Below are 7,101 nucleotides of genomic sequence, written 5' to 3' on the forward strand. Positions count from 1 at the left end.
AAATGCTTCGACCCTCCTTGGAAATATCATCCTGATCGGTGCGCTGCTGATATCGACGGTCTTTGCGTGGCCTGCCAGGCGCTGGTGGGTGTTCCCTTTCCGCGCTTTGGCTATACCGCCTGCACTGGCTCTCTTGTGGTCTCTTGACGTGCCCATGGTCCTCTGGGGGGCGATATGGAGCCTGCACGTCGATGCTTTTGCACCCGATCTGTTCTCGCCTTTGCTTATCTGGTGTCAGTTTCTTCAAGGTGGCGGCAGGTTCGCGATGACGGCCCTGTTGGGCATCTTGATCGGCCTTGGCACAAACCGGCTTGTTGGTTTCTTGGCGCCGACTGATGCGTGATGCATCTTTCAGGAATATTTCAGTCAAGCGGATGGTCGCTTGCGCCTTAAGCCGTATTCGTTGATTGAACGACAACGGCTTTCCTAGGAGGGCGCTTGGCCGCCACGGCATCGCTTGGTCGCTTATTTAGCTGTGCCCAATAAGCGCATGAGTCTCGTTCGCCATGAGGCTTTTCAGTCGAGGGATTGAGTCGAACGGCTCATGTTTCTCTGAAAATTGAAGGAGGAATTTTCACGGCCTATTCCTACATTGGTCCGACCTGAGCGGCATGGCCCATCAACGTATGGGGCTTGACTGACTTAACAAGGACAAGGAATCAGGAGAGGCAAATGAAGATGGTGCAGTGTTTCGCCGTGAGGATGATGTGTACTGCGGGCACATTGGTATTGCTGAGTGCTTCAGCTTATGCCTCTACGCCCACGTCACAGCAGATCGATACCTCGCGCGCCAAGGGCTTGGCATGGCTATACCAGACCCAAAAAGGTGACGGCAGTTGGCGCTTATCTGCGGGGCTGCCGGTGCAATCCACTAGTGCTGTACTCAATGCCATGATGAAGTCCGGGATCAAGACCGGGCGGCCGTTCTATTCGGGTGTCGCCTATCTGGCTAATGCTCAGCCGTCCAGTACGGATGGCCAGTCGCGGCAGATCGATACCTTGTATGCCGTCGGCAATGACGTGACTGCGTTGATGACGCGCCTGTCTGCACAAGCCACCGCACTGAACAATTCCTGGGGAACGCTGCCGGGGTACGCTACCAGCGTGGCCGATACCTCCATGGCTGCGACAACGATGATGAACACCAACGCCGGCTACACGGGTTGGCAAAACATTGTGTGCGGCATCATCGCGCTGCAACAGCGTGCCAGCGGTGGATGGTCCTATACAGGGAGCGTCTCATCGGGCAACGCCCCGACGAGCACTTCGGCCGCCAGCATCTTGCCTACAGCCATGACTATTCCCCTGGTGCTCAAGATTGGCTCGGTAGGATTTAGCAGCTTCCAGTGCGTCAGCGGAGGCCCCACGTATTCGACTGCGACGATGGCGGCCAACGCGGTGGCATTTCTGAAGACCAAACTCAACGCGGACGGCGGGTTTGGAGACAACGGTACCAGCGGGGTGCTTGAAACTGCCATGGCCTACTTGGCAATCCAGGCGGTCAATCCCAGTGACGCTTCTCTGGGCAACGCACAAGGCTATCTGGTGACCAGCCAGAAATCCGATGGCTCCTGGGCCAGCGACCCGTTCCAGACAGCCTTGGCACTGCAAGCTTACCCCAGCACAACGCTTGTCGCTACGGCTGGAGACGGCATGCCTGACGCGGTCAAGGCTGTATTGGGTTTGAGCACTGGCACCCCATCGCGTGGGTTGCAGCCGGGCAATGGACAAAGTGTCGCGGGTGTCAACAAGCCCTTGGTCACCATCGCAGCATATGTCAGCCAAGCTATGAGCTACAGCATCGTAGGCAGCGGTGGTACCAGCCCCTATCAATTCACACTGGCATCTGGAAGCCTGCCACCAGGCTTGAGCATCAGTTCGTCCGGTGTGGTGAGCGGAACACCAACAGCAGCGGGGCCGTACAGCTTTACCTTGCAGCAAACCGATGCAAGTTCTGCCTTGTCCTATGTGGATGCACAGGTCAATGTCGGCGCACCTCAGGACGTTGCTGATGCACCAACCTTGCCTGAATGGGGCGCCATCTTGATGGGGTTGATGCTGATGACTTCGATGGCCATCTCAGAGCGCAAACGTCGCGGCCGTTGACGGTCATTGACTCGGCGCACACGTATGGGCGCCTGAGGGTCTCCACGCATCAAAGCAATCATGTCGCGCGGCAACAGCATGCGCGGTCCGGTCTCACAGGGGTTATCCATGTTTTCACGTGTTCGCCAGTTCAAGGGCCACTTGTTGTGCTCAGTCGCTGCGTTGTTTTCCTGGCAGGTGCATGCGCAGCACAGGGATCCGGCGCCGCTGCCTGATGACGTCGCCCACAAGATCATCGCGGCCAATCAATCTGCGGCGGAAACCCCTTCACTGACCGCATTGAATCGCCACCTTGATGACCTCATCGAGATCGCCAATGCACCAGAGGGCAGCAACAATCAGATGCTGATTGCGGGCAAGCGTCATGAGCTTGCCCGTGTCAAAAATGAGGTTCTGCAAGATACGCAGACCATCCGTAAGCGTTTGCTTGACCAAGGCTTGACTTCTCAAGTCAACGCTTGGGATCAGCTTGCTGTGCAGATTAGAGACCGATTTGACCGATTAGAGCGAGCACTGATTGCCGTAGAGGATAACGATGCAGGACGCAGGCGCCTTGCGCTGACGGGCCTGAAGGGTGAGCTTAAAACGCTTCGCGGAGATGTGCTGGCCTCTCAGATTGTGCCCAGCGAGGCGGTTCCTACTTGGCGAGCTCATTCCACGCCGTTCTTGCTCAAACCGTTCCCAGTGAGCAAAACCAAGCCTAGTTTCGAGATTCAACGTGACTATTCGGGTCGTAATGCCAAGGTCGGCAATAACCAGGTTCTCGCTGCCGCACCGACAGCCGCCAAGATGGTGGTTACTGAGGCAGCCATCACGGGCTCCCAATTGGTCTCCGCCGCACCCGCAACGCCACCCGAAGCGGCCAGTTGCGGCTACACGTCGTCAGACCTTGCTGCGACAACCGATGCGCCCAAGGCTGCAGTTGCGATCCAGAATTTGGCTGCACAGTTGAATTACTCGCCGGCGCAAATTTTCCAGTACGTCTATAACAACGTCAAGTTCGAACCGTATTTCGGATCCTTGAAGGGGGGAGCCGCGACGCTACAAGCCATGGCAGGCGGACCGACGGATCAGTCCTCGCTGCTCATTGCCTTGCTTCGCGCATCCAACATACCCGCACGCTACGTGAGTGGCGTCGTTCAGATCACTGACGTCAATCCAGACCCCTTGGGTGGACGGGCAGCACGGTGGGTCGGCGCCAAATCGTACTCCGCTGCTGTGGCGATCATGAATCAGGGAGGAATGACCGCTGCAAGTGGGCCGCAATACGCAGGTGGTCCAACCAGTGTTGTCCAGTTGAATCATGTGTGGGTTGAGGCCTGCGTGCCATACGGGCATTATCGGGGCGTCACATCAGACAACTCCGGTATGCGCTGGATCCCCCTTGACCCCAGTTTCAAGGATAAGAGCTACCAGAGCGGTTTGGCCAACACGCAGACGTTTGACTACTCAGGCTTCCTTAGCAAACGGCGCAATGGCGCGGACAGCCTTCCCCACGAAGTTTATGCGCAGCAAGTCCAGGCAGCTGTACGTTCAAGCGATCCCAATGCCACGGTGCAAGACGTGCCCTATTTGGGCAACGTCAATCAACTGAATCTGGACATCTTGCCGGCGACGCTGCCCTATGAGGTGGTGAACTACACGAATTGGCCGGGCACATCATCGCCTGAGATCGCCTCCCTACCCGATGATCACCGCTATCGCCTTTATCTCGGTGGTTTGAATTTGCCGACAACGTATTCGGTCGCAATACCGGACATCGTACAAAACCGCCTTACCTTGTCATTCAAAGGGGCGACAACGGGCGACCAAACCGCGCTCAACAATTGGGTAGCGGACGGCAGCACGACATCGGCCATTCCCTGCACGGTCAATGTGACCCCTGTCATCATGATCGAAGGGGGGCCGCAAACGATACCTACTCCGACAGCGAGTTTGGGTTTGTGTACGACCACCAATTCGCTCACGATGGAAGTCGGGCTCAAGCAGTTGACTTCCAGTGTGGACCCCAATCACGTTGGGCGCGTCAACTACATCGCCTACACCAGCATTGGTGCGGCGAACTGGTACGCCCTACAAGCCTATGCCTTCCAAGGCTCGGATGCGCTGATCGCTCAACGCGCTGCCAACCTGATTTCCACGGTTAACAGCACGGCCAATCCGAATGCGAGTGTGGCAACAATTGATGCGACCTTGGGTGAATTCCTTCATGTGGCTGGTTTGAAGTACATGCGCTACATCACGGATGGTGGCAAACAGATCGGTGCCTTGAATGGCAACTCAGGTGAGAGCGGCAACCACCTTGGCTTTGCCACAACGCAGATGAAGGTGCAGTACGTCTTCGACCTGCCTTTTGCTGTGAACCGTGCTGGCTTCTTGATGGACGTGAAGGGGGGCTACGCCAAACCCGTAGATCTAACGAGCGGCGCATTGGACTTCACAACGTTCAAGCTCATGGGCTACGACATGTCGAACTACGAATCGTATGTTTGGCAGGAAAACGCAAAGCTGGATGCCGTCTCTACGGTTCGCGGTCTTCAGTACGCGAATGAAACCGGCATCGGAACCGTCACTGTCAACAGTGCAAATTGGTCTTCTGTTCGGCCAACCCTGACGGTTCACTCATCTTCGGTTGCCACCGATTGCACATATAGCGGAACGGAATACCCCAAGTGCATCATTGACGACACCACCAACAGCGCCAGCATCCTCAGCCAGGTGAATCAGGGCATGACTATCCTCATGCCCAAGTCAATGATCCAGTACAACGACTGGAAAGGGATTGTTTACGCGTCATCGCAAGACAAAACGTCAACGGGCGGAGGGTACTCATCCTCCTATGTGATCAACAAATACGCAGGTGGCTACTCTGTCGGGCCGGAATTGAGCATCGGCAGCTACACACCGACGTTGAACGCCAACTACGTTGCTCCTGTTGTCGTACCGATCTTTATCAGCACACCTTCAGCAGGTACGTCGTTCGATACCGCTCCGACCACTTTGACCGCTTCAAACGGGAAAACGCCGTTTTCCACGGTATCGGGTGACCCCGTGAACATGGTCAGTGGCAACCTGTATCACGACGATACCGATATCTCCATCAAGGGACGCGGCGGCTTTGCGATGGTTTTTGCCCGCAGCTATAACAGCCGTAGTCCAGCCGATGGCCCGCTGGGCTACGGGTGGACCCACAGTTTCAATGCCAAGCTGAAGTTCTACGGTCTTGAAAGCGGGCAAGCCAAATTGTCATGGATTGACGGCACCGGATCAGAGAAATACTTTGCCACGTCTGCTCAAACAGGCGGAGATGTCAACAAGGGCATCACATTGGCCAATCCCTCCGGCGTGTTTGTCAACTTCCAGCGTCTGGCAGATGGCACCTACTCCATCAAAGAGAAGAACGGAACCACGTACAAGTTCGCCAGTGCCACGGCACCTTCTGGCACACCTGGCACGAGCACCACGCCCGTGTTCGCCGCCTTGCAATCCATCACGGATCGCAACGGCAATGTGCTGACCATGAGCTATGCCGCTGCCACGGGTTGCGTTGGCGGCACCTTGCTGTGCACCGTGACTGACAGCGTGGGGCACACCTTGAGCTTTACGTACAGCGGCAGCCACATTACACAGATCGCGGATTACTCGGGTCGCATTTATCAGTACGGTTACACGGACGGCAACAACAACCTCAACAGTTTCAAGAACCCGCTTGCCGTGGCAGGCAAGCAAAACGGTGTCAGCTACAGCTACTACACATCGACCGATGGCACCAGCCTGGCCCATCTGATGAAGCAGTACACCTTGCCGCGTGGCAACGGGATGAAGTTTGAATACTACGCAAATGGGCGAGTGTTCAGGCACACGGTGGTACTGATCAACGGCACCAGCTCGCCGGATCAGGTCAATCTGTTTACTTACAACGACTTCCGCCGCGAAACTGTACAGACCAATGAGCGCCTCGGCGAAAAGCACTTCTTCTTCGATCCCTATGGCAACCCATTGAAGATTGTGGATGAAGGAGGCGCCGAGCATACCTATACCTACGACTGCACGGACGCCAGTCAAAGTGCTGGCTCAGCCAATTGCGCCAATCCGTACAACCGCTTGTCCGAGACCAACCCGGCAGGCTACAAGACGCAGTACGCCTATGACACCAACGGCAACGTCACGAAGGTCACGCCTCCGCGTGGCACAGCAGCTGCGACGCAGTATTTCGATTTCAACAGCTTTGGCCAACCCCGCCGCACGCAGGATGGCAACGGCCACTGGTCCATCCAGCGCTATGACACCAACGGCAACCTGACCGATGCCATCAGGGTTGTGTCTTCGTACACGCCACCCAGTTGTGCCAGCGCTGAATGTGCCATCCCAACCGCAGCCCAAATTCTGAGCTGGGTGGTGAATGGGTATGACACAGCAGGCAACCTGACCAGCACGAAGAGGGTGCGGGATTTTGCAGGCCAGATCGCCAGCAATACGGCGACGAGCAACACGGGGCCGCTGGTCACCTATGGCTTTGACACGAACAAGTGGAATGCGACGTCCACCAGCCGCATCGGCATCAAGAACGCAGACACGGCCGCTAGCACGGTCAACACCGCTACGCTGGGCTACGACAGCCTGGGCCGGTTGACCTCCGGTGTCGATGCCGACTGGTATGCCACCCAGTTCAAATTCGATGATCTTGACCGCCCCTACCAGGCTACAGACCGCCTGGGCCAACTCCGCAACTACACGTTCGATGCCAACGGCAACTCATCCGGGCAATCGCTGACGGTGAGCTTGTCTGGCGTATCCACTTTGGTGGATTCCAGCTCGTCGCGCTATGACGATACCGACCGTATTGCGCAATCGCTCGACGCGGGCGGCTTTGCCTCAGCGTTCACGTATGACGCGGCAGGCAATGTCCTGACCGTGACCAATCCAGACGGTTACACGCTGGCGTTCGACTACGACGCGGCTAACCGTCCGGTTCATGCATACGATCAGGAAGGC

3 protein-coding genes are annotated in these 7,101 nt (G+C 56.7%); all 3 read left to right on the forward strand.

Going from position 1 to position 7,101, the window contains the following annotated elements; all coding sequences use genetic code 11:
• Nucleotides 1–343 (forward strand): hypothetical protein (locus tag EPO09_RS09130; protein ID WP_290642358.1); only part of this gene is annotated, 343 nt, incomplete at its 5' end.
• 329 nt (nt 344–672) lie between these two features.
• Entirely contained in the window at nt 673–2,106 is a 1,434-nt protein-coding gene (locus EPO09_RS09135) for a putative Ig domain-containing protein (RefSeq protein WP_290642360.1), read from the forward strand.
• Between the two features lie 60 nt (nt 2,107–2,166).
• The coding region (locus tag EPO09_RS09140) for a DUF6531 domain-containing protein (RefSeq protein ID WP_290642362.1) at nt 2,167–7,101 on the forward strand (4,935 nt) is incomplete at its 3' end.

The organism is Aquabacterium sp., assembly GCF_004297345.1.
In the GTDB taxonomy this organism is placed as follows: Bacteria; Pseudomonadota; Gammaproteobacteria; order Burkholderiales; family Burkholderiaceae_C; genus Aquabacterium.

Coding starts and splice junctions, on each gene's coding strand:
- EPO09_RS09135 (WP_290642360.1), top strand. CDS start 673: ATGAAGATGGTGCAGTGTTTCGCCGTGAGGATGATGTGTACTGCGGGC.